General features: G+C 60.7%; 19 protein-coding genes. 15 read left to right on the forward strand and 4 right to left on the reverse strand.

Annotated features, from left to right (window positions below; all coding sequences use genetic code 11):
- Positions 1–400 precede the first annotated feature (400 nt).
- On the forward strand, positions 401–1,825 hold the full coding sequence (locus C1719_RS01960; RefSeq protein WP_102373557.1) for an SLC13 family permease: 1,425 nt from the start codon (positions 401–403) through the stop codon (positions 1,823–1,825).
- Between the two features lie 129 nt (positions 1,826–1,954).
- Here C1719_RS01960 and C1719_RS01965 read toward each other — a convergent pair whose 3' ends face one another.
- The 3 genes from C1719_RS01965 to C1719_RS01980 form a co-directional block, all read right to left on the reverse strand.
- On the reverse strand, positions 1,955–3,316 hold the full coding sequence (locus tag C1719_RS01965) for a helix-turn-helix transcriptional regulator (RefSeq protein WP_180963422.1): 1,362 nt from the start codon (positions 3,314–3,316) through the stop codon (positions 1,955–1,957).
- A gap of 738 nt (positions 3,317–4,054) precedes the next feature.
- Positions 4,055–5,041: a sensor histidine kinase gene (locus C1719_RS01975; RefSeq protein ID WP_245874257.1), complete on the reverse strand. Its 987-nt coding sequence runs from the start codon at positions 5,039–5,041 to the stop codon at positions 4,055–4,057.
- Positions 5,042–5,116: 75 nt separating this feature from the next.
- Positions 5,117–5,812, reverse strand: coding sequence for a response regulator transcription factor (locus tag C1719_RS01980; protein ID WP_102373560.1), 696 nt, complete (start codon positions 5,810–5,812; stop codon positions 5,117–5,119).
- A 102-nt stretch (positions 5,813–5,914) separates the two neighbouring features.
- On the opposite strand from C1719_RS01980, the gene C1719_RS01985 reads away from it, so the two are divergent.
- The 14 genes from C1719_RS01985 to C1719_RS02050 all read left to right on the forward strand — a co-directional run bounded on the left by C1719_RS01985 (position 5,915) and on the right by C1719_RS02050 (position 22,100).
- Positions 5,915–6,682, forward strand: a complete 768-nt coding sequence (locus C1719_RS01985; protein WP_102373561.1) for a type III pantothenate kinase — start codon at positions 5,915–5,917, stop codon at positions 6,680–6,682.
- Between the two features lie 224 nt (positions 6,683–6,906).
- Positions 6,907–7,152, forward strand: coding sequence for a hypothetical protein (locus C1719_RS01990; RefSeq protein WP_102373562.1), 246 nt, complete (start codon positions 6,907–6,909; stop codon positions 7,150–7,152).
- A gap of 266 nt (positions 7,153–7,418) precedes the next feature.
- Complete coding sequence (locus C1719_RS01995) at positions 7,419–9,086, forward strand: formate--tetrahydrofolate ligase (RefSeq protein WP_102373563.1); 1,668 nt, start codon at positions 7,419–7,421, stop codon at positions 9,084–9,086.
- Positions 9,087–9,172: 86 nt separating this feature from the next.
- Positions 9,173–9,787 carry a cyclodeaminase/cyclohydrolase family protein gene (locus tag C1719_RS02000; protein ID WP_102373564.1) on the forward strand — a complete coding sequence of 205 codons (615 nt, stop codon included), beginning with the start codon at positions 9,173–9,175 and terminating at the stop codon, positions 9,785–9,787.
- Between the two features lie 7 nt (positions 9,788–9,794).
- Positions 9,795–10,649, forward strand: a complete 855-nt coding sequence (locus C1719_RS02005) for a bifunctional 5,10-methylenetetrahydrofolate dehydrogenase/5,10-methenyltetrahydrofolate cyclohydrolase (RefSeq protein WP_102373565.1) — start codon at positions 9,795–9,797, stop codon at positions 10,647–10,649.
- 1 nt (position 10,650) lies between these two features.
- The gene (locus tag C1719_RS02010) at positions 10,651–11,232 is read left to right on the forward strand and encodes a 4Fe-4S dicluster domain-containing protein (protein WP_219717779.1); all 582 of its coding nucleotides are present in this window, start codon (positions 10,651–10,653) and stop codon (positions 11,230–11,232) included.
- Positions 11,233–11,235: 3 nt separating this feature from the next.
- Positions 11,236–13,587, forward strand: a complete 2,352-nt coding sequence (fdhF, locus tag C1719_RS02015; RefSeq protein ID WP_102373566.1) for a formate dehydrogenase subunit alpha — start codon at positions 11,236–11,238, stop codon at positions 13,585–13,587.
- Positions 13,588–13,647: 60 nt separating this feature from the next.
- Positions 13,648–14,244 (forward strand): 4Fe-4S dicluster domain-containing protein, encoded by a 597-nt coding sequence (locus C1719_RS02020; protein ID WP_102373567.1) that lies wholly within the window; start codon positions 13,648–13,650, stop codon positions 14,242–14,244.
- The gene (locus tag C1719_RS02025) at positions 14,234–14,737 is read left to right on the forward strand and encodes a 4Fe-4S dicluster domain-containing protein (RefSeq protein ID WP_102373568.1); all 504 of its coding nucleotides are present in this window, start codon (positions 14,234–14,236) and stop codon (positions 14,735–14,737) included. Before C1719_RS02020 ends, C1719_RS02025 begins: the two co-directional genes overlap by 11 nt.
- 152 nt (positions 14,738–14,889) lie before the next feature.
- Positions 14,890–15,372: a tRNA (adenosine(37)-N6)-threonylcarbamoyltransferase complex ATPase subunit type 1 TsaE gene (gene tsaE, locus C1719_RS02030; RefSeq protein ID WP_102373963.1), complete on the forward strand. Its 483-nt coding sequence runs from the start codon at positions 14,890–14,892 to the stop codon at positions 15,370–15,372.
- A 72-nt stretch (positions 15,373–15,444) separates the two neighbouring features.
- Positions 15,445–18,015 (forward strand): tRNA (adenosine(37)-N6)-threonylcarbamoyltransferase complex transferase subunit TsaD, encoded by a 2,571-nt coding sequence (gene tsaD, locus C1719_RS02035; protein WP_102373964.1) that lies wholly within the window; start codon positions 15,445–15,447, stop codon positions 18,013–18,015.
- 98 nt (positions 18,016–18,113) lie between these two features.
- A complete protein-coding gene (locus C1719_RS02040; RefSeq protein ID WP_146007824.1) occupies positions 18,114–19,574 on the forward strand; it encodes a helix-turn-helix transcriptional regulator in 1,461 nt (486 codons plus the stop codon).
- A 138-nt stretch (positions 19,575–19,712) separates the two neighbouring features.
- Positions 19,713–21,458, forward strand: coding sequence for an FAD-binding protein (locus C1719_RS02045; RefSeq protein ID WP_219717780.1), 1,746 nt, complete (start codon positions 19,713–19,715; stop codon positions 21,456–21,458).
- Between the two features lie 105 nt (positions 21,459–21,563).
- Positions 21,564–22,100 (forward strand): GNAT family N-acetyltransferase, encoded by a 537-nt coding sequence (locus C1719_RS02050; protein WP_102373571.1) that lies wholly within the window; start codon positions 21,564–21,566, stop codon positions 22,098–22,100.
- Positions 22,101–22,112: 12 nt separating this feature from the next.
- Here C1719_RS02050 and lpdA read toward each other — a convergent pair whose 3' ends face one another.
- Positions 22,113–23,519, reverse strand: a complete 1,407-nt coding sequence (lpdA, locus tag C1719_RS02055) for a dihydrolipoyl dehydrogenase (protein WP_180963424.1) — start codon at positions 23,517–23,519, stop codon at positions 22,113–22,115.
- Between the last annotated feature and the right edge of the window lie 20 nt (positions 23,520–23,539).

Below are 23,539 nucleotides of genomic sequence, written 5' to 3' on the forward strand. Positions count from 1 at the left end.
GGCAGAGCTGGTTTTGCCATTCGGTTCCGATGCGTTTCGAAGTCGATCCGCGCCCGTTCGATGCATGGTGCCGATTGATTGGGAATATGATATATTGTGCGACTCGGTGGCGTGGGGGTTCGGCGAGTGCTTTGATGGGAGAAGATGGGTGCGCTCGTGCGCATGTGAGGCTTTTAGCGCACTGTTTGCACAGGTCATTGCTTACTACCTTCGGTAGTATCCCCGTGTTTTCCCGCGATGGTACTCATTTTGCGATGGAGCAGGAGGTGTTTTCCGTTTCCAAGCCTGATTCGTCGCCGACCGCTCGCGGGTATCGTTTCCTTCGGAAAGCCTTGGCATAAGTTCTCTTTGTCCAGAGCCGTTCACGTGTTGCACGACGAGTAGGGAGGATCGATCTGCAATGAAGGAAAAACGTTATGCGGCAGATGGTGGGTCTTCGGTTGCGAAGCGGACGCTTTGCATCGGCATCGCGGTAGTTCTCATTCTCGCGGCATGGCTCGGTCCTACTCCCGAGGGGTTGGGCGAGGCGGGGAAGATGTCGCTTGCGCTTATGGTGGCGGGCATTTTCCTGTGGGTAACCGAACCGGTGCCCGTGGCCATTTCGGGCTTGGTCATCATGATCCTCATGCCGGCATTCGGCATTCTCGAATACAACGCCGGGGTATGGGCGGGGTTTGTCAGCAGCGTCATCTTCTTCATCATGGCATCGTTCGGCATCACGGCAGCGCTTCTCAAGACGAAGGTGCCGACGAAGATCGTCTTCGCGCTCATGCGGTTGACGAAGGGCAATTCCCGAGCGACGGTGCTCGCATTCATGGTGGCTGCCGCAATCCTGTCGTTCTTCATTTCCGATCTGCCCTGCACGGCGCTGTTCGCCGGCATCGCGGTGAGCAGCATCCTTGAGATCGAGGGGTGCGAGAAGGGCTCGTCCAAACTCGGCAAAGCGCTCATGATCGGAATCACGTACGCATCGGTGGTCGGCGGGCAGGCCATTCCGTCGGGCAGCGCGATGAACATCATGGCCATGAACGTGCTCGAGGCTAATACCGGCATTGCGATCTCGTTTCTCGATTGGACGCTCATCTGCATGCCCATCGCCCTTGTCTTGTTGGTCGTATGCTGGTTCTCGGTGACGCTTGTGTTCAAGCCCGAGCCGATTTCCGAGAAGACGATCGCCTGCATCGAGAAAAAGGGTAAAGAGGTGGGGAGGTTCGAGGCGATCGATTGGAAGGTGCTTGCCGTTATGGCCGTCGTCTTCAGCCTGTGGATTGCAAGCAACTGGACGGGCTGGGATGCCACCGCCATCGCCGTGCTCGCCCTCATCCTCTTCTTCGTACCGGGAATCGACGTTCTCGATTGGCGGGAGTACGTGGCCGCCGTTTCGTGGAACATCGTGCTTCTGATCGGCTGCGTGCAGTCGATTTCCGGCGGCGTGAAGGAGCAGGGTGCGGCGAGCTGGCTGTTCGGTTCCACCGTCGGCAAGGTTGCGCTCAGCGGGACTGCCATCGTCGCCGCGTCGGCGGCGTTGCTTCCGCTGCTGCGCCTCGTCATCCCCGTGGGGCCGGCGTTCATCGCGATCAGCCTCATCCCGCTGTGCACCATAGCCGGCGCGATCGGCGTGAGCCCCGTCGTATTCGCCGTCATCGTTGCGGTGAACGCATCGACGACGTTTCTCATGGGCGTCGACGGAAACAACATGCTCTCGTACCGATACGGCTATTGGAAGATGGTCGACTTCTTCAAGGCCGGGGTCATTCCGACCGTTGCCATGGTTGCCCTGCACGCAACGGTGCTTATGCCGCTGGTGGCTTTGGCGGGATACTAGGGTCGTTTCGGTTGCGGCACCCTGCAGCGTAGGCAGGCACCGCTCGCCGCGCTTCAGCGGGGCATTGCGAGGCCCTCGCATCGGGCATGCTGCCTCTGATGCGAGGGCCTCTTTGTCCTTGGACCGTTTCTAGCGAAATACGACTTCGGTGGAATCGACGATGGTGATGAGCTCCTGTTGGGAATTGACGCCCATCTTCTGATAGATGTGGTACACGTGAGTTTTGGCGGTGTATGCGGAAATATTCAATTGTTCGCTGATGAACTGGGCGTTGCGTCCTTTGGCGAGGAACGAGAGTATCTCGGTTTCTCGATTGGACAGGCCGTATTCTTCGGCTGCCTTCGTGCATCGCTGCTTGAAATGCCCACCTTCGGCGATTTCGTTGTCGAAGCTCTTATCGGCAAATGCGTTGTCTTTGAACGGGACGAACGCCGCAAGTATTGCCAAGGCCAAAACAAGTCCGAGGCCTACAAAGGGAGCGAAATCGAACAGGGCGGCATCGGCGCCTTGGATCGCAAGGCATGCAGCCCAGCTGATAGCCATGCCGAGCGGCAGCACGAGTTGTCCGCGGGCGATGCGCCAAAACGGCGAAGGTTGGCCGCTTGCGAACCCGACGAGAGCCGCAAGGTTCGCGAAGTCGAAGTAGATGTAAGAACCCAGTAGAAAGAGGCAGCATGGCGTTTGAAACGACTCGTCGAGAAAGGCGAGGCCGAGAAACCCTATCGCGACGAACAGGAGCGTGAGTTTTTCGGCGATTCCGAAGGGAATGTAGCGCTTGATGAGCGTCGTGCAACCCATCTGCACCAATCCTCCGATGGCAATGGCGAGCGCCGCAAGGGCCGGCTCGAGGCTTTCGATGTTGTAGGAGAGGTGGTAGATTGCGAATCCGAACAGAGCGCCGAAGACCGCAACGGTGAATCCGGTGAGAGGGAAGAGCTTGGTCTGTTCGACAGGTTGCTCGGGCATTTTCCCGCTGCCCGCAATGTGCGCGCGCAGGTATGCGAACGTGCCTAGCGAGCAGATGGGAAGCAGCAGCAAGGCGGCTTCGCCGTAGGGCGATGCAAGGTTGCAGGAAAACAGGTAGATGATGGCTCCGAGAACGGCACCCGATGCGAGGAATGCGCCGACATCCTTTTGCCAGGCGACCATGAACACCTTGGGCCATTCGAGAAAAATAAGGGAAAACCCGCCGCCCGCAAGAGCCCAAACGGCGATATCGAACCCCACGGGAGCCGATCCTGGGCTGGCGATGAGGTTCAGTACGCCCAGTGGGAGCGTAAGGGCAAGAGCGATGAGCGGTATCGGGTCGGGGCTATGCCGATCGAACAGGTTTCGCTTGAGGTAGGCGAGCATCATGACGGCGAGCATGCCGATGAGAAATGCCAGCTTGACCGCCATGGACGCTTCGAGTCCGAGGTGCTGCGCGGTGCCTGGGCCGAACATGAGCAGGTAAAACCAAGCCCAGAAGAACGCAAACCCGACTGAAGCCATGGGGAGCATCGTTCTGACATGTGCCTTTTTGAGATTCAAGTCAATCAATGGCATAAGCTTCTCGCGTATCAGATAGTGGGGATCGTCATTGATGATTATAGCCGATTGCCATCATGTGTTGTCGAGCTATCGAAGCCTGGGCACATCGGCCGGAAGACCCTCTGTGCCCAGGGGATGATGCGAACCAAAAAGATAGTTTGAACAGCAGATCTACAATTTCATCTACTGCTTCGGGGGAGCGGCGGGAGCTTGGGGAGCCCCAGGAGCTTTGGGTGCCCCTGGGGCAGCGGGTGCTGCTCCCGGTGCACCTGGAGCACCGGGCATGCCGGGCATAGCGGGACCCGAAGGGAGCTCTGCGCCGCATTCGGGGCATGTCGTGGTTCCCGCGGGGCAGGTTGCTCCGCATTTCGGGCAGGTCGCATCAAGGGATACTGCAGCTGGTCTGAAGCACATGGTTTTCTCCTTGCATCGGTGACTGACGGATTGCTTCGATGCTAGGTGCTTTGCCGCGTTCCCGAAACGCAAGGAAAGAGGTATTCGTTCTGCACGGGATACGAATGTGGGTAGTATGAGGGGGTAAGCAAGGTATCACTCTGGGAATATGAATGATTTGAAATGGGAAAACGCAACTACTCCGACGCCTGTCTTCCGCCGTTGGATCTGGCTGCCTCGCAGAATGCCTTGAACAGCGCGCCGTCGTGTTCGGTGCGGGTTGTCGTGATGCCGATTATCATGGCGCTACGATACGGCGATCGAGGGAATGGCGACGATGAAGCAGGCGCCGCCATCGGGCAGGTTGAGCGCTTCGACGGTGCCGTCGTGCGCCTCGACGACCGATTTGACGATGGCGAGGCCGAGGCCCGTGCCGCCCGTGCCTCGACTGCGCGACGTATCGGCGCGGTAAAAGCGGTCGAACAGACGCTTCGGATCCACATCGCCGAACCCGGCGCCGTCGTCTTTGACGGCGATCACGGAATTGCCGCGTAGGCCGAACAGCTCTATGGTGATGTGTCCGCCCGGCTCGATGAAGCGACTCGCGTTCTCCACGAGGTTTGAAAGCACCTGTTTGAGCCGATCGGGGTTGCCGAGCACATCGGGTGCTTCGCCGATTATCTCGGTGATCGCGCCCCTGTCGCGCAAGATGGGATCGAGCGCATCGAACACTTCTCGCGACAGCATTTTGAGATCGACGCGTTGCAGCTCGTAGCGCACGCTGTCATCCTCGATGAGCTGCAGGGTGAGCAGGTCGTTTGAGAGACGGCCGAGCCGCTCGCTCTCGTCGATGATGATCTTGCAGAATTTGTCGTGCAGTTCGGGCGGCAGATCGGGGTCGAGCAGCATTTCGGCATTGCCGTGGATGGCGGTCAGCGGCGTGCGCAGCTCGTGGGCGACATCGCTGATGAATTCGGCTTGGCGTCGTTCCCGGATGGCGAGATCGGACTGCTGAACGAGCGCTTTTCCGGCAAGCTCCCCGAAATTTTCGGCGAGGCAGTCCGCCTCGTGCAGGCGTCCGTCGGGGACTATGCGCACGTTCGTGCTGCCCGAACAGAACGCCTTGACCTCTGCGCAGAGTATACGCAAAGGCTCGGAGAGGAAGTGCCCGATGAGCAAGCTGATGACGAAGGTGATGCAGGCGGCGGGCAGCAGCAAGACGAATGCCTTGGCGGGCGCATCGAAAGCGATGACGCAAACCAGCACGACGATCGTGCAGGCCAGAAGCGTCAACAGCGTCGAAAGGAGCGAAAAATATGTCTGCAGCCGTTTGATGGCGAGCCTTGACGCAGCGTCGGGCTCGGGCGGCTATTGCTTGAAACGGTACCCGTAGCCACGCACCGTTTCAACGAGGCCGGGATCGTAACCAGCCGCACCGATTTTGTCGCGCAAGCGCTTGATGTGGGTATCGACGGTCTTCGTTTCGGTCAGGTACTCCCATCCCCATGCATCGCGAAGCAGGTCTTCGCGGGAAACGACCTTGCCGGCGCTCTTCATAAGGCTGGCAAGCAGTTCGAACTCGCGCGGCGTCAGATCGATTTCGCCGCTTTCACCCGAGGCGGTATGGGCGTCTTCGTCGAGGGTGATGCCGCTTGCGGTGATGGCATGGGTCGTGCCCGGGAAGTCGCCGCCGTTGCCGCGACGCAGAAGGGCGCGGACGCGCGCGATGAGCTCGCGGACGCCGAAGGGCTTGGCGAGGTAGTCGTCCCCGCCGATTTCAAGGCCGACAACCTTATCGAGTTCGGTATCGCGTGCCGAAAGAAACAGAACCGGCGCAGTCGTTTTGGCGCGAAGCCTGCGGCACAGCTCGTATCCGTCCATGCCCGGAAGCATGATGTCGAGCACGAACAGATCGTAGGGGTTCTGCATCGCGAGGGCGAGGGCGTCTTCTCCGTTGTCGACGACATCGGTGTAGAAACCCTCCTTCTTCAGGGCGTAACTTACGAACTCGGTGATGGACGGTTCATCATCCACCACGAGGATGCGACTGGGAGATTCGTTCATGTCCGACCTTTCTGAACAGGTATCAACGCCGATGGGCGTCCAGTGATTGCTATAATAGCACTATAGACAGAATGGTTCTCGCCCGGGGGGATTGTCAAAAACATGTTACTTGCTATAGACGTTGGCAACACGCAAACGGTATTGGGCCTGTACGCTGGCGATAAGCTGCTTCATATGTGGCGCGTGGCCACCAACAAACTGCATACTTCCGATGAGCTTCGCATCAAGGTCAAGCCGCTGTTCGAATCGGAGGGCATCGATGCATCCGAGGTCGACGGCGCAGCCCTCGCATCGGTGGTCCCCACGCTGACGGAGTCCTGGCATGATGCCATGGTGACCATGCTCGGCAAGGAGCCGGTCGTCGTCGACGCCCAGATGGCGGGCGATCTGTTCAAATCGACCTATGCGCATCCGGCTGAGGTTGGAGCCGATCGCGTCGCCGATGCCGTGGCGGCGAGGGTTCTGTTCGGCCCCCCGTGCGTCGTCGTCGATTTCGGCACGGCCACCAACATCGAAGTCATCGACCGAGACGGCTACTTTATCGGCGGCGTCATAGCCCCCGGCGTAGAAACGTCGGCGAACGCCCTGTTTTCTCGGGCAACCAAGCTTGCGGCCATCGACCTCGTTGATCCGAAAACGGCGATAGGCGGTTCGACCGAGGAAGCCATTCAGGCGGGTATCGTGTACGGCGAGGCCGATCGCGTCGACGGGCTCATGCGTCGAATTTTCAAGCAGCTGGGTTACCAGACGCAGGTTATTGCAACGGGCGGCTTGGCCGAATCGGTTGCCCGCATCTCCGAGACCATCACCGTGGTCGTGCCCGAGTTGACGCTTGATGGCCTTCGACTCATCTACGATGCACGCAGGTAGCGGGATTGCGGGAACGGCAATCGTCTGCGCGAGGATGGCTGCAGCGGAATTCGGAGGCAGAGCCGCTGCGTATGCTGAAAAGCGCATCGATGCGAAAGACCGCTGACTTCGCTCTTCGTGGTGCGCTTGCACTCTGATTGCCTGTACTGCTGTTCTTTTGTTGTATGCCCCTTCCTATACTTTTCCATGCTCGCCGTACTGAACATAGTGGAAAGGAACATGTAATGAAAGAATTCTCGGGACTCGCCAAGGTCGGTTACTTTTGCATCGGGCTTTTCGGCGGCCTTCCCGGCGTGCTCGTTGCCTGGCTTGTCGGCCATGACGGCTGGGGTTGGAGCGAAGGCGGCAAGAAATTCGCGTGGTTCGGCTGCCTGTTCTTCTTCATCGTCGCCATCGTCCTCTCGCTGACGGGCGGTCTCATGGCGCTCATTGCCGTGATGACGGGCAACGCAACCGTCACGGTGTCGTAAAAGCTGCAACGGCTTTCGCTTCGATTCCGGCGCCGCGCGTGATAACACGGGCGGCGCTTGTCTTGCGGGCAGCTCTTGCTTCGCATGGGCGCAGGGCGGCGCATGGCGCGCTGTTGGCGGCATCTCGTTCCCCCTCGGCTGGTCATCTTGTGCGCTTGGTGGAATATGGTGTGCGCATTGCATACCGAACAAGTAGAATTGCCTGTATCCAGTGCCCACGGTTTTGGGCGTTCAGACGAGAAGAAACGAGAGAGTGAGGGCTCGACGTGTTGAGCGACATTGAAATTGCCCAAGCAACAACCCCGAAGCATATCCGCGAGATCGCCGAAACCGCCGGCGTTCCCGAGCAGTACCTCGAACTGTACGGAAACTATAAGGCCAAGGTCGATTACAACCTGCTTGCCGACGAGGAGCGCGCTTCCGGAAAACTCGTGTTGGTGACGGCGATCAATCCGACGCCTGCGGGCGAGGGCAAGACCACCACGACAGTCGGCCTTTCCGATGCGCTCGCTCAGCTCGGGAAAAACGTGGTCGTCGCCTTGCGCGAGCCGAGCCTCGGTCCGGTGTTCGGCATCAAGGGCGGCGCTGCGGGCGGCGGATACGCCCAGGTTGTTCCCATGGAGGACATCAACCTTCACTTCACGGGGGATTTTCATGCGATTGGCGCGGCGAACAACCTGCTTGCGGCCATGATCGATAACCATATCCAGCAGGGCAACGCGCTCGGCTTCGACGTGCGCAAGATCTCGTGGAAGCGCTGCGTCGATATGAACGATCGCCAATTGCGCTACGTTGTCGACGGGCTTGGCGGCAAGACCAACGGCATGCCGCGCGAAGATGGCTTCGATATCACGGTTGCAAGCGAAATCATGGCGATCTTCTGCTTGGCGACCTCCATCACCGACCTCAAGGAGCGCCTTGCGCGCATCGTGGTCGGCTATACGGGCGCCGACGAGCCCATCACGGCGGGCGATCTGCGCGCGCAGGGCGCGATGGCCGCTCTCCTGAAAGACGCTCTCAAGCCCAACCTCGTGCAGACGCTCGAGGGCACGCCCGCATTCGTGCATGGCGGGCCTTTCGCCAACATCGCCCATGGGTGCAACTCGATCATGGCGACGCGCATGGCCATGGCGCTTGGCGATTACTGCGTGACGGAAGCCGGTTTCGGCGCAGATCTGGGGGCCGAGAAGTTTCTCGATATCAAGTGCCGCCTCGCCGGGCTCAAACCCGATGCGGTCGTGGTCGTCGCCACGGTGCGCGCGCTCAAGAACCACGGCGGCGTGTCGAAGGATTCGCTCAACGAGGAGAACCTCGAAGCCCTCGAGGCGGGTCTCCCGAATCTCCTTCAGCACGTCGAGAACATCACCGGCGTTTACAAGCTGCCTTGCGTGGTGGCTATCAACCGGTTCCCCACCGATACCGAAGCAGAACTCGCGCTCGTTGAAGAGAAATGCATGGAGCTCGGCGTGAACGTCGCCCTTTCAGAGGTGTGGGCCAAAGGCGGCGCGGGCGGCATCGCGCTTGCCGAGGAGGTCGTGCGTCTGTGCGAAGAACCGAACGATTTCACGTTCTGCTACGAGGACGATCTCTCGCTTGCCGAGAAGATCGAAGCGATCGCCGCGCGCATCTACCATGCCGACGGCGTCGATTTCACGCCAGCGGCAAAGAAGGAGATCGAGCAGCTCGAATCGCTCGGATTCGGTGCAATGCCGGTGTGCATGGCGAAGACCCAGTACAGTTTCTCCGACGACGCCTCGCTGCTTGGGGCGCCGCGCGGATTCCGCATTACGGTCAAGAAGGTCAAGGTGTCTGCGGGCGCCGGGTTCGCAGTTGCCCTCACGGGCGATATCATGACGATGCCGGGGCTTCCGAAGGAACCTGCGGCGTGCCGCATCGACGTGGACGAAACGGGGAAGATCTCGGGACTGTTCTAATCTGCATCATCGCCCGTTCGATCGGGCTCTTGAAAACGGATGCCGCTTTCGGGCGGCGAATCGACCGAGCACGACAGGAGACGAGCATGCTCGATACGACATTCATCATGGATTTGGCAAGCAAGGCGCCAACGCCGGGCGGCGGAGGCGCGAGCGCCTACGTCGGCGCCCTTTCGTCGGCGCTCGGTTCGATGGTGGGCAATCTGACGGTGGGCAAGAAGCGCTACGAAGCCGTCGAAGCCGATACCTACATCGTGCTGGAGAAGCTCGCCGACGAGCGCACGCGGCTCATCGGGCTCGTCGATGAGGATGCACGCGCGTTCGCGCCGCTTGCCGCGGCGTACGGCATGCCGAAGGCGACGCCCGAGGAGCTGGCCGAAAAAGACAGGGTCATGCAGCAGGCCCTCGTCGGCGCCTGCGAGGTTCCGCTCGATATAATGCGGTCGTGCGCCCATGTGATCGACCTTTGCGAGTTTCTCGCGTACAACGGAAGCCGCATGGTGCTTTCCGATGTCGGCGTTGCGGTTGCCTTTGGGAAGGCGGCGCTGCTCGGAGCGAGCCTCAACGTGTTCATTAACGCGAAAGACATCGCCGATCGCGGGCGCGCAAAGGCCTATATCGAAGAAGCCGACCGGCTCGTAGACGGCTCGGGTGCGCTTGCCGACAAGCTGTACGCATACGTGCTCGACGAAATCAGATAGGTGGATCATGGCTGAACGTCTTGCCGGGAAACCGGTTGTCGAAAAGATCGCCGAGGAGCTGGGTTCTCGGATAGGTTCTCTTGCGGAGAGGGGCGTCGAGTGCGGGCTGGCTCTTCTGCGCATCGGCGAGAGGCCCGATGACTTGTCCTACGAGCGGACGGCGGTGAAGCGCGCCGAATCGCTTGGCATCAAGCTTCGCAGGACCGTGCTTGAGGACGGCGCGTCGCAGGATGAGATAGAGGCGGCGATCGATGGCATCAACCGAGACGCATCGGCGCACGGATGCCTTATGTTTCGCCCCCTTCCAGGCGATATCGACGAGCAGGCCGTGTGCGATACGCTGAAAACGGAAAAGGACATCGACGGCATCTCTTCCGCGGCGTTGGCCGCCGTGTTCATGGATCGCGACTTCGGTTTCGCCCCGTGCACGGCTGCGGCGTGCATGAGGATGCTCGATTTCTACGGCATCCCTCTCGAGGGTGCCCACGTGGTCGTAGTTGGGCGCAGCCTGGTAATCGGCAAGCCGATTGCCATGATGCTCTTGCGCCGCAACGCGACGGTAACGCTGTGCCATTCGAGGACGAAAGACCTTGCGTCCACCATGCGCGCGGCCGATATCGTAGTGTGCGCGACGGGTCGTGCGCGCATGTTCGGCCCCGATTGCTTCTCGCCGGGTCAGACGGTGCTCGATGTGGGCATCAATTTCGATGATGACGGGAATCTGTGCGGCGATGTGGATTTCGATGCAGTCGAGCCGATCGTGGGCGCCATCACCCCCGTGCCAGGCGGAGTCGGATCGGTGACGACCTCGGTGCTGATGGCCCACGCGGTCGAGGCTGCCGAGCGCAGCGTCGGCGTCTAGCATGTTCAGCAGGAAATTCGTCATAGCGGATCCCGGTAAGTGCATCGGGTGCAAAACGTGCATGGCGGCATGCTTGCACCGTCACGATGTCGAGGGCGACGTGCCCGTGCCGCGTTTGCAGCTCGTATTGACGCGTACCGTTTCGGCGCCGGTGGGGTGCCATCACTGCGTCGATGCGCCCTGCGTCGAGGCGTGCCCGACCGGGTGCCTGTATTCCGATGACGAGCGCGTGGGCGTGCAGAGGGAAAAGTGCATCGGCTGCCGCAACTGCATCCTCGCGTGTCCGTACGGCGCGGTCGACATCGCCACCGAGCTTCTCCCCGCTTCCGAAGAAGATGGGGAAGGGGAGACGAAGAAGGCGAAGCGCCGCAGAAACCGCAGGAAGTCGACCGTTATCAAGTGCGACCTCTGCGAGGGTTCGGCGCAGGGATCCGCATGCGTGAAAGCGTGCCCGACGCATGCTCTCAGGCTCATTGACCAGCGTTTTCTGGAAAAGGGCGCTCAGAGCAAGCGCAAGGAGGCGGCGAAGGCGACGGCTGCGTACTCGACGCTGCGCCTGAACGAAGATTTGGGCGGAAGGTAGGCCATGGAGAAGCACATAACCGTATGTCCGTACTGCGGAGCGGGCTGCAAAATGAATCTGATAGTGGAAAACGGCTATGTCGTTGAGGCCGAGCCCGCCGATGGCGTTACGAACCAGGGGGAGCTTTGTCTGAAGGGCCTGTACGGCCACGATTTCATCAACGATACCAAGATACTCGTACCCCGCATCCTCCACCCGATGATCCGCCGGGAAAAAGGCGGCGAACTTGAACGGGTAAGTTGGGACGAGGCGCTCGACTTCACGGCTGAGCGCCTCAAGCGCATCATCGAGGAGCACGGAGCCGAAGCCATCATGCTTACCGGTTCGTCGCGCGGTCCGGGCAACGAGGCGAACTACGTGATGCAGAAGTTCGTGCGCGCATGCTTGGGCACCAACAACATCGATAACTGCGCGCGTACCTGTCACGCCGCTTCGGTCATAGGGCTCATGGAATCGGTTGGGTCGGGCGCCATGAGCGTGAGCATTCCGCTGCTTGAGGAAACCGATTGCATCATGCTCATCGGGTACAACCCGGCGGCCAGCCATCCCATCGTCGCAAGCCGCATCGTGAAGGCGAAAGAGAGGGGTGCGACGTTGATCGTCGCCGACCCCCGCGTTATCGAGACCGCGCGAATCGCCGATCTGTACCTTCCGCAGAAGAACGGCTCGAACATCGCGCTCCTCAACGCGCTCGCCTACGTGATCGTTGCGGAAGATCTGGCCGACTGGGAATTCATCGAGAACCATACCGAAGGGTTCGACCGATGGTGGGAGGTCGTGCAGAATTACGCTCCTGAAACGGTTGCCGAAGCGGTGGGCGTGCCGTCTGATCAGATCCGACAGGCTGCTCGCATGTACGCAACGGCCGAAACCGCCGTCATCGGGTGGGGCATGGGGGTCACGCAGCAGCGCCAAGGCGTCGACAGCGTGCACGCCATCGCGGCGCTTGCGCTTATCACCGGGCATATCGGCAAGCATGCGAGCGGGCTTGCCCCGGTGCGCGGTCAGAACAACGTGCAAGGATCGTGCGATATGGGCATGTGGCCGAGCCTCTATCCCGGATACCAGCGCATCGACGACGAGGCGGTGCGCGAGAAGTTCGCCCGCGCCTGGGGCGTGCCGGTTGAAAAGCTGTCTCCCATCGAGGGTCGCAAACTCACCGATCTGCCGCACGGTGTGGCCGATGGCAGCATCCGGGCGTTCTACAATTTCGGCGAAGACCCGTTGCAAACCGAACCCGACACGGCCCAGATGAGGCGCACGCTTGAGAGCCTCGATCTGCTCATCAGCCAGGATATCTTCATGACGCAGACTACGGCTTTGGCCGATGTGGTGTTGCCCGCTACATCGTGGGGTGAGCACGAGGGCGTGTTCACCGCTTCCGACCGGACCTTCCAGCGCTTTACCGCCGCGGTGCCGCCGAAGGGCGAATGCCGCCACGATTGGGAGATATTCCAGGATCTATCGTGTCGCATGGGCTATCCCATGGCGTATGGGTCCACCGAGGAGATATGGAACGAAATCCGCGAGCTGTGCCCGTTGTTCTTCGGTGCCACCTACGAGAGGATGGAAGGCGTCGGTTACGCCCAGTGGCCCGTTCCCGAGCTGGACCACCCCGGGTCGCCCGAGCTGTACGCGGGCGGTGCGTTCACGACTTCAGACGGAAAGGCGCATTTCTTCGCGACCGAGTACGCTTTGCCAACCGAGTTGCCCGATCGGGAATACCCGCTTGTGCTTTGCACGGTGCGCGAAGTGGGGCATTATTCATGTCGCTCGATGACCGGCAACTGCAAAGCGCTTGCGGCGCTTGCCGACGAGCCGGGTTACGTGCACATGAGCCCGGTCGACGCCGAAGCGCGCGGAATCGACGAAGAGCAGCTCGTCTGGGTGTATTCGCGACGCGGCAAGATCATCTCGCGGGCGGCGGTCGATGAGCGCATCAACGAAGGTGCGGTGTACATGACCTACCAATGGTGGGTCGGCAAATGCAACGAGCTCACCTTGCATGTGACCGATTCGCAGTCGGGCACGCCCGAAGACAAGTACAGCGCATGCCAGGTGGAGCCCATCGCCGATCAGCTGTGGGCCGAGCGCCATATGCAGGAGCTGTACACCCAGCTCAAGGATCGCCTGTTCAAAGAGGCGTCCCACCAGGATGCATCCGCCGAACCAGGGGAAGGCGACGCGCCGTGCGTCGAACCTGCCCGCGAAGGCGCGAGCGATCAAAGCGATGTGACCAGGGCGCGCGAACAAGCGATCGCCGAGGCCGAGAAGGCAGCGCGCAAGGCCGTCGAGGCCCAGAACGCCCGACTGGCGCTTGAGCGGGCGTGGGGATCTGAGGAGACGGCCGTTTAGGCGGTCGAGAGAACGGCTGCTCGGACAGCCTTTGGGCGAAAGGGAGAGCGAGGTGGGAGTGTGAACAGGTTTGTTATCGTCGATCCTCATCGGTGCATCGGATGCGACGCTTGCATCGTCGCATGCAGCGAGGGTCATCGAAAGCTTGCCCTCCGTCCTGCCGCGCGCATATCGCTTGTCAAAACGCGCGACATCTCGGCTGCCGTCACCTGTCACCAGTGCGAGGGATCGCCCTGCTTGGCGGTATGCCCCTCGCATGCCATCGTCCAGGAAGACGATCGGCTGCAGGTTGTCGAAGAGCTGTGCACGGGATGCCTCGTCTGCGCTCTTGCGTGCCCGTTCGGTGCCGTTCATCCGTCGATGCCTTCGACTTCGAGGCCGCGCGGCGAGCTGTTCGGGCAGACATCGACCTCTCGCTCGTCGGGTCTGCTCCGCCAAAAGGAGACGGGCGATTATTCCTGCGTCGCGATATGCGATCTCTGCGCCAAAACGCAGGGTGGACCCCGGTGCATAGCGTCGTGTCCTACCGATGCCCTTTCCCTGGTCGACGAGGAATCGCTTGAGCTTTCGAATCGGAAAAAGAGGCTCGGGGCCATCGACAAGATGATGGTTGCCCTGCGCGGGGCCGATCGGGGGGTGGCGGATCATGGTCGATGAGGTTGGAAGCGGATCTTTTCCCTTTCGGGAAAAAATGCTCCGCCCCTGCGCCAAGGGCAGGCCCCATCATGATTTCGGCGCCTGCATCGCGTGTGCCGCATGCGCGGTTGCATGCGAGCCCCGGGCAATCGGCATCGTCGTCGACGAGGACGAGGGAACGCTTGTGTGGGCGCTTGATTTCGAGCTGTGCACCTCATGCGGTGCGTGCCATCGCGTATGTCCGACCGGGGCGATGGGCCTTTTGCCCGATACCGATCTGGCCGACGAAGCCGAGCCTCCGAAACGGTGCGTGTTCGCGCTTGCGGAGTGCGACGAGTGCGGTCGTTACTACGCATCGCGAAAGGAGGTCGCATACGCGAATCGATTGCTTTCGCGGCTCGACCACGCTGATGCGGCCCTTGCCCGCTCGATGACTGCGATATGCCCCGAATGCAAGCGGATCCGCGATGCGAAAGCTGCCGACAGACGAACGGGCATGGGCGGCGTTCGGTAGCTTTTGTGCTGCATGCGGTACGGAAATCGGCTCCGGCACCGTTCGGCTTGCGTTGGAACCGAACGGCAGCAGACCATGCTGACCTTGTGCAAAGCTGGCCTAGCGCTGGCGGTTGTCGTATCATAGCACCCATGGCAAACGGACTGACATACGTGAGGCAAACCACTTCGACCGAAGCGACCAAGCAGCTGGCAGCTACGCTTGCGCCGTACCTCAGACCCGGCGACGTGATCGTGCTCAACGGCGATCTCGGCGCAGGCAAGACTCAGTTCGTCCAAGGGGTGGCGGCGGGCCTTGGCATAGGCGGCCCCGTTACAAGCCCCACGTTCAACATCCTGCTGAGCTACATGGACGGTGCGCTTCCCCTGTTCCATTTCGATCTGTATCGGCTCGATGGTTCCGATCAGCTTGAGGACATCGGCTATTTCGAGACGGTCGATGGGCCGGGCGCCACTTTCATCGAGTGGGGCGAGAAGTTTCCCGAGGCCTTGCCTTACGGATATCTCGAGATCGATATCACCGTCAACGAAAGCGGCATACGGCTCGTGCAGGCCCATTCGTTTGGGGAGCGCGCACGAAACCTGCTGTTCGTTTGGGCGAAGGATTCGAAATCCCGCCTTGCGCAGACTCAATAGGATGAAGCGCGCAATGTACGTCGGCCGATGCGCCGCAACTTCCGAAACAACAGAATCGAAGACGTGAACACAATGAGCGAACCAACCCATTCTTACATTCTCGCGTTCGACACCGCAAACGAGGTTATCGCAATCGGGCTCGGCGTTGCCGACGAAGCGGATCGAAGCATTTCCGCCGTCTCTTCGGTGGAGGTCGAAGCTCGCCGCGCATCGAACACGCAGCTGCTGCCCCGAATCGATGCGCTGCTTGCCGAGCAGGGCGTGTCCAAAGGCGATATCGTTTGCGTCGTCTGCGGTCGCGGGCCGGGTTCGTTTACCGGCGTGCGCATCGCCATGGCCACGGCAAAGGGCATCGCATCGGCCCTCGAGGTTCCCCTGTACGGCGTTTCGACCCTTGACTCCATAGCGTGGAACCTGCACGATGCGGGGTTGCGCGGCCCGGCCGTCGTGGTTGCAGACGCCATGCGCAAAGAGGTGTATCCCGTGCGCTACGAGCTGGTTGACGAGGGCATCGAACGCCTGGAAGCCGACAGCGTGGTCAAGGCGGAAACGGCGGCCGAGATGCTTGCGGTTGGAAGGGGAGCCGCTTCGGCCTCCGCCGATGGAGGCGGTGTTGCCGGGTCGTCCGATTCGGTTGTTGGCGCGAACGCCCCGGCTTCGATCATCGCGGGCGATGCGCTCAAGAAGTACGCCGAACTGTTCGAGCTATGCGGCGCATTCGCCGACGAGGCGCTTTGGACGCCGACGGGAAAGGGCCTTTTGCGTGCGGCGCAGGAGGCGTGGCGCGCAAATCTGCTCGATCCGTTCGATGCCGCCTTCGGCAACCCCGCCTTTGCGCTTCCGGTGTATACGCGGCTTTCCGACGCCGAGGAAAACGAACGCATTCGCCTGAGTAAAAACGAACCGAAGAACCTGCGCACAGGCGTTCAGAATGCCGGCGTTCGGCGCGACCAGCAGCCGTCTGCGCATGATACGGCCATCGAAAACGCCCGAGCGGATGAAAGCGGCATCACGTACCGCCCGCTTGATGCGGCGCATGCGCATGCCGTCGCCGAGCTTGAATCCGAGCTGATGGGCACCGACGCGTGGAGCGAGGCGCTCGTTCTCGACGAGCTGCCGCGCAAGGATCGCGTTTGGTGGGCCGCCTACGGTACGGATGACATGCTTGTCGGATATGCGGGGGGCTGGATCGTCGACGGTCAAGTGCAGGTGCTCAAGGTTGCGGTTGCGCCGGCTCAGCGCCGCCGCGGCATCGCGCGATCCCTGCTTGCCCGAATTGCAAGCGATGCCCGCGATCTTGGAGCTAAAGCATGCTCGCTTGAGGTGCGCGCGTCGAACGAAGGCGCACGGGCGCTGTATGCATCGCTTGGCTTCGAATCGATTGGAACGAGGCCGAAGTACTACTCCGATCGGGAAGATGCGGTCATCATGGAAGGCCCTCTGCCGCTCGATCACCATGATGTTGCGGGTATGGAGTTGCAGGTTCACGGCGGGAAGGCTCTTCGCGTCGAAGATGGCTGCCCGCCTGTTCGATGCGATGCGGAACGGAGGCTCGACGTCTTTGCCGCCGCATCCGATGGCCGTGGCGAGCGCATCGAGGCAGCGGCACCTCTCGTTCTCGCCATCGAAACCTCGTGCGATGAAACGGCGGCTGCCATCGTCGACGGATCGGGCCAGCTCGTTTCCGACGTGGTTGCTTCGCAGATCGATTTCCACGCACGTTTCGGAGGCGTGGTTCCCGAGATCGCAAGCAGAAAGCACATCGAGGCGATCTGCGGCGTGACCGACGAATGCCTCGATGTCGCGGCCGCTCGAATCGGCGTGCCCCGGCTCAGGTGGCGCGATCTTTCCGCAGTGTCCGTGACCTATGCGCCCGGGCTTGTGGGCGCGCTTGTGGTGGGGGTTGCGTTCGCGAAAGGCGCTGCGTGGGCAGCGGATCTGCCGTTCATCGGAGTCAATCACCTCGAAGGGCACATCTATGCGAACAAGATCGCCACGCCCGATATCGCGCCGCCGCTCGTGGTTTCCCTCGTTTCGGGAGGCCATACCATGCTCGTGCACGTCAAGGCTTGGGGCGATTACGAGACGCTCGGCTCGACGCTCGACGATGCGGTGGGCGAGGCGTTCGACAAGGTTGCCAAAGCCATGGGCCTCGGTTATCCGGGGGGTCCGATCATTTCGAAGCTTGCCGTCGAAGGGGATCCCGGGGCGATTGATTTTCCGCGGGCCATGCTGCATTCGGGCGATCTCCGTTTTTCGCTTTCGGGTTTGAAGACGGCGGTGATCACGTATCTCAGAAACGAAGAGGCGGCTGGCCGCGAAGTGAACAAGGCGGACGTGGCGGCGTCGTTTCAGCAGGCGGTCATCGATGTGCAGATAGCGAAAGCGGAGATGGCGCTCAAGCTTACCGGCGCAAAGGAGTTTTGCCTGGGCGGCGGCGTGGCGGCCAATCCTGCGCTTCGCGCCGCCTACGGAGTCATGTGCGAAAGGCTTGGCGTGCGCCTGACGCTGCCCCCGATGAGCGCCTGCACCGATAACGCCGGCATGATCGCCCTTGTGGCGCTCGACCGTTATCGCGAGCAGAAGTTCTTCGGCCTCGACGCCGACGCCCAAGCTCATGTAAACCTCGATGAGCCGTACTAGGCGAATCGGGAGAATGCTGATGGCGAAACGATGCTTTCGATGCACGGTTTTGAAGCCGCTTTGAGGATGGGCCGTGCATCGGATCGGTAGGAGGCCTTGTGCAGGAAGCGTTTGACTCTGAAAAAGAACACGGGAGGGCTTTATCTGCCCGGACCATGGAGGTGCTCAAGGGCAATCTGCTTCTGATTATCGGAAGCATCGCCTGGTGGGGGAGCCACTATCTGTTGCTCTGGAACGCCCGTATCGCCTCGGCCGATTCCCTGGTCAGCGGATACGATGGCCGATTCGTGTTGACGATCGCGGGGACCGTCGTCGCCTTGGGGCTGGCAGCCCTCGTTTCTCGGCGCAAACCGCAGTTCTCGTTTGCCGGCTGGCGCGGTTCGTATGCGATCTTCGCCGTATGCGCTTCGGGTGCGCTCGGCCTGCTTGTTCTGCCCACGCTAGGCGAGGCGAGCCCTTTGGCAACGGCGGCCGGTGCAGTGCTTTCGGGCGTAGGGAACAGCTTCATGCTGCTTCTTTGCGGCGAATTGCATGCTCGCATGGGGGTGCGGTTCATGCCGCTGGCTTTTGCGATCGAGACGGTCGCCGGAGTTGCGGTGTTCTTTCTTCTTTCCTGGCTGCCGGTAGTTGGGGAGATGGTTGCGTCTGCCCTGCTTGTGATAATAGCCGCGGTGCTTTACTATGCCTACGCCCGCTCATCATGCGTTTCGTCGGCTGACTCGGCTCGTGCAAAAGTCGATATGACCGTGAAGCCGTTGGTGGTTCTCGCCATGTTGACTGGGTTTGCCTATGGGCTCGTTCGTACGTTTGCAATCGGTGGCCTTGGATCATCCGGAACATCGGCGGGCATGGAATCGGAATATATAGGCACCTGCATCTGCGCGCTTCTTCTGGTTGCCGTTTTCCTTCTTCAGGATCGGCAATCTCTCTTCGAGCAATGCCTTCTTTTCGTCGTGCCCCTTGTTGCCACGGGTATGCTTTTGGTTTCGCTGCACGGCGTCATCGATGTCGTGCCGACGGCCATCAACACGGGAGGATTTGCCTGTTTCTTCAATCTTATGTGGTACTTCGCCGCAGTGCTGGCTGTACACGATAAGAGGAATCGACTTCCTTTCCTGATCGCGCTGCTGTTCTTCAGCAGCCAGCTCGGTCAATTGCTCGGCGCGCTCGTGCCGGCGCAGTTTTCGAATGCGTTTTCGAGCGGACTGACGTATCTTCTCCTGTTGGTGTCGACGCTTTTCATGTACTATCGCGCAAAAACCGCTCAGAGAAGCATACGCAAAGACGACGTTTCGGAAAGCGCGTTTTTGGCCGGGACCGAAGATCGCTTGGAGGACGGTGCGGCCGATCTGTGGATCCAACGGTTCGGATTCAGCTCGCGCGAGGCGGAGATAGCGATGCTGCTGGTGCGCAGGACGCCCTACAAGCAAATCAGCGCCGGATTGTTCATTTCGGACAATACGGTGAAAACCCATGTTCGCAACATTTACCGGAAAGCGGGCGTATCTTCGCGCGAGGAGCTTGTCGAGACGTTGCGCGACATCGCGAAAAATGGGTGAAAGGGCGCAGTAGAGCTTGGATATTCCCAGCTCAAAGGGCTCGGGGAAAATCACACGTAATTCGCGATTGTCGGTGGTCGATCCCGTTTCTAGAATCCTTCTGCAGGTAATGGAACACACCGAATGGAGGGATTCGCCATGCGTGAAACCAAAGGAAACCTTGATCGTCGCACGTTCATGAAAGGCGGCATCGTTGCGGCTGCCGCCGCAGCAACGGGATCGTTGCTGGCATCGTGTTCGCCGCAGGCAACCGGGGGTGCTGCAAGCGCTGACGGCAATGCGGAAGATTCGAAAGCCGCGGCTTCGCCGGTTGCGGTCGGGTATGCCAACCCAGATGGGATCGGCATACCCGTTACCCCGGATTCTACGGAAGATGTGGATGTCGTCGTGATGGGCTCGGGCATGGGCGGCTTCACGGCGGCTATGCTCACCAAAGAACAGGATCCCGATGCGACGGTGGTCATGCTGGAGAAGCAGAATGCGTTGGGCGGCAACACCAATTTCGCCGAAGGCGGCGCCGGATATCTCAACATGTCACCCGAAGAGGCGCGAGCTGCGGTCCAAGCCGAAATGATCCAGCGCAACTTCGTCGTCGATCCCTCGCTGTTCTACGCGCTTCGCACGCAGCAGGGGGATTGCGCCGATTGGCTGTTCGGCAAGCATGGGGTTAAGATCGAAGACTACGGTAGCGGCCAGCCTCTCTACGAAGGCGGTACAGGGGCTTCGGCCATCGCCACCTTGACGCCTCAGGCTCAGGAGCTCGGTGTTGACATACGTACCGAAGCGCGCGCTTTCGCGCTTGTGTTGGACGATGATTACACCGTTTCGGGTATCCAGTACAAAGCGGCCGATGGCAGCGTGATTCAACTCAACGCAAAGGCTGTCGTCATCGCTTCGGGCGGCATGAACACCAACCCTGAGTTGCTCGACCTCTACTCGAACGTGGATTTGGGCAAGGTCATGCCGTTGGGTACCGGACAAGATGGGGACGGGCATCTTATGGTGGAGCAGACGGCGCATGGTCGAACCGGGTTGCAAACCATCGACGGATTCTTCGCCGGCATCGGTACGGCCGACGATCCGTGCGGCTTCAACTCCGATCTCAATACCGCTGCAGGATTTCAGTTTTCAAGCATGTTCGTGAACCAATACGGCAATCGGTTCTACGACGAGTCGTTCGGTTTCAACACCGGCTCCCAGCTGTTCTTCACCTGTATCCCTCAGGTCATCCTATCGCAAAGCCAGGCCTTTTCGGTGTTTGACGAATCCTATATTCAGAAATGGGAAGATGGACAATGGCAGAACGGCCATAACGGTTTCGACAGCGCTACGAAAACGGGCACGCCGCTTGAGATTCGTTCGGAAATCGAGAGGGTGAAGGATAAAGACTGGTTCTACCAAGCCGACACGATCGAAGGTCTTGGAGCGGCGATCGCCGCCGATGTGGAAAGCTTCGATGTCGATGCGTTCGTCGAAACCGTCGATGCCTACAACGCCGCTGCAGATGGCGCCGCAGATGAATACGGGAAAGCGCAGGAGTTCGTTTGGCCGCTTCGAACCGCCCCGTTCTATGCGGCGAAAGCTGGCGTGAACGCCTACAACACCAACGGCGGAATCCATATCAACGCCCATGCGCAAGTGGTGGATCCCGACGGAAAAGCCATTGCGGGCCTGTACGCTTCGGGTATCGCCACTGCTGGCTGGGACAGCCAGGTATACGGCGGCGGAACCAATCAGCCGGTGGCCCTTTGGTGCTCCTGTGCGGCGGCGCGCCATATCGTGGAAAACCGCCTTGGAAAGACAGTTGCCGAAGACTGGATGGGCGATGTGCCCATGACTTCGATTCTCGGCGAGGGCTACACTAACGCCAATCCTCTCGGTTAGGCTATACTCTGGAACGAAATCGCACGAATACGGAGCAGCCGATATTTCGCTTGCCGGCGAATCGGCTGCTTCGCGGTTGATGACGTTCGGGGGGGGGGAGGCCGTATGACCGAGTGGGTTCTTGAAACGGAGCGCCTTGGGTTGCGCAAGCTCGCCGAAGGAGATTTCGCCGATCTCTGCGCCATTCTGCAAGACGAGCAGGTTATGTACGCCTACGAACATGCGTTTTCCGATGAAGAGGTTCAAAAGTGGCTCGATAATCAGCTCGGGCGATACGATCGAGACGGCTTCGGGCTTTGGGCGGTGATCCTTAAAGAGGGGGGATCGTTTATCGGCCAATGCGGCCTTACCATGCAGGAATACGGGGGCGAGCGCGTTGTGGAAGTTGGCTATCTGTTCGCGCGGGCGTATTGGCATCGGGGGTACGCAACGGAGGCGGCGCGGGCTTGCCGCGATTACGCCTTCGCAGAACTCGGCGTCAACGAGGTGTTTTCTTTGATCCGAACGACCAATGAAGCCTCGAAGCGCGTTGCCGTGCGAAACGGTATGGTGCCGCGAGGCGAGTTCTCGAAGCACTACCACGGCATCGATATGCCTCACATTGCCTATTCGGTTACCCGCGCCGAGGCAGGGCTCGTGTAGCGCCCCATTTTCTCATCGGGGTTTCGGCATGGCGTGGATCGCGCCGCCGGCAAACGCCTCGAACGCTTCGCCGATCGCCTCTTCGAATGTGGGATGAGGGCGTATGGCGGATTTCATCTGCTCGATCGTGAGGCCGTTTGCCACGGCGAGCGAAAGCTCGCCGATCATATCGGTTGCGCGGCCGCACATGAGCTGGGCGCCGATGATCCGATCCGATTCGTCGGCCACGATCTTCGCAAAGCTTCTGCCCTGTCCGGTGATCACCGATTTGCCGTTGCCCGTCATGGCGAACTTGCCCGCACGTGCGGCGATGCCCGCTTGCTTCGCCTCCGCCTCGGTCATTCCCACGCTGGCGATTTCGGGGGAGGAGTAGACGCAGGAAGGTACGAGTGCCGGGTCGAACGAGACATCCGCTCCCGCGATCGTTTCGACGGCGACGATGCCTTGGGCCGATGCGGCATGTGCAAGTTGCGCTCCCGCTGCGGCGACGTCTCCGATTGCGTAGATGCCCTCGGCCGATGTCTGCATGCGTTTGTCAACGGCTATGCGGCCTCGGTCGAGTTCGAGTTCGAAGCCTTCGGCGAAAAGGCCGCCGATCGCGGGTGCTCTTCCGGTCGCGACGAGCACGGCATCGGCATCGACGGTTTCGGCGGCGTCCTTTACGGCGTATCGGACCGAGAGGGATCCGTCGGCGGCGCGTTCGATGGATTCGACGAGCGCGTTTGCCGCGATGGCACAGCCTCGCTTTCTGTATAACATCGCAAGGCTTTGGCCGAATTCGCGATCCATGGTCGGCAGGATGCGCGGCGCGGCTTCGAGCACGGTGACATGGGTTTTGAGCGCCGCGTAGATCCCCGCGAACTCCATCCCGATGACGCCGCCGCCGACTATGACGAGGCGTTTGAGCTCCGGGATGGTTTCGAGCATGTCGTCGGAGGTGAGAACCCCATCCTCCCCGATGCCCGCGATGGGCGGCTTCGCCGGGGCCGATCCCGTTGCGATGATGAGGTGGTCTGCGGAGATTTCGGCTATGGTGCCGTCGGGCTGGGAAACCGTGATGCCGTCAAGCCCTGCAACCGTCGCCGTTCCCCGCATGAGCGTGATGCCATTGGCTGCAACGAGGGTTTCGACGCCGTCTCGAAGCGATTCGCGCACTTCGGCGGTGCGCATGCGGAGTGCGTCGAAATCGACGGCAGCTGATTCGATGCGAATACCGAGGGCTTCAGCATGGGATATCTCGGAGAACAGCTTGGCGGTGTGGAGGATGGTTTTGGTGGGGATGCATCCGCGGTTGAGGCACGTGCCCCCAATGTCGTCGCGTTCGACCAGCACCGTGTTGATGCCGAGTTGAGCGGCTCTGATTGCGGCGACGTAGCCGCCGGGGCCGGCTCCGATGATTGCGAGTTCGAAGTGTTCCATGCGATTGCGTCCTTTCGGTC

The sequence above is a fragment of the Raoultibacter massiliensis genome (assembly GCF_900199545.1).
GTDB lineage: Bacteria > Actinomycetota > Coriobacteriia > Coriobacteriales > Eggerthellaceae > Raoultibacter > Raoultibacter massiliensis.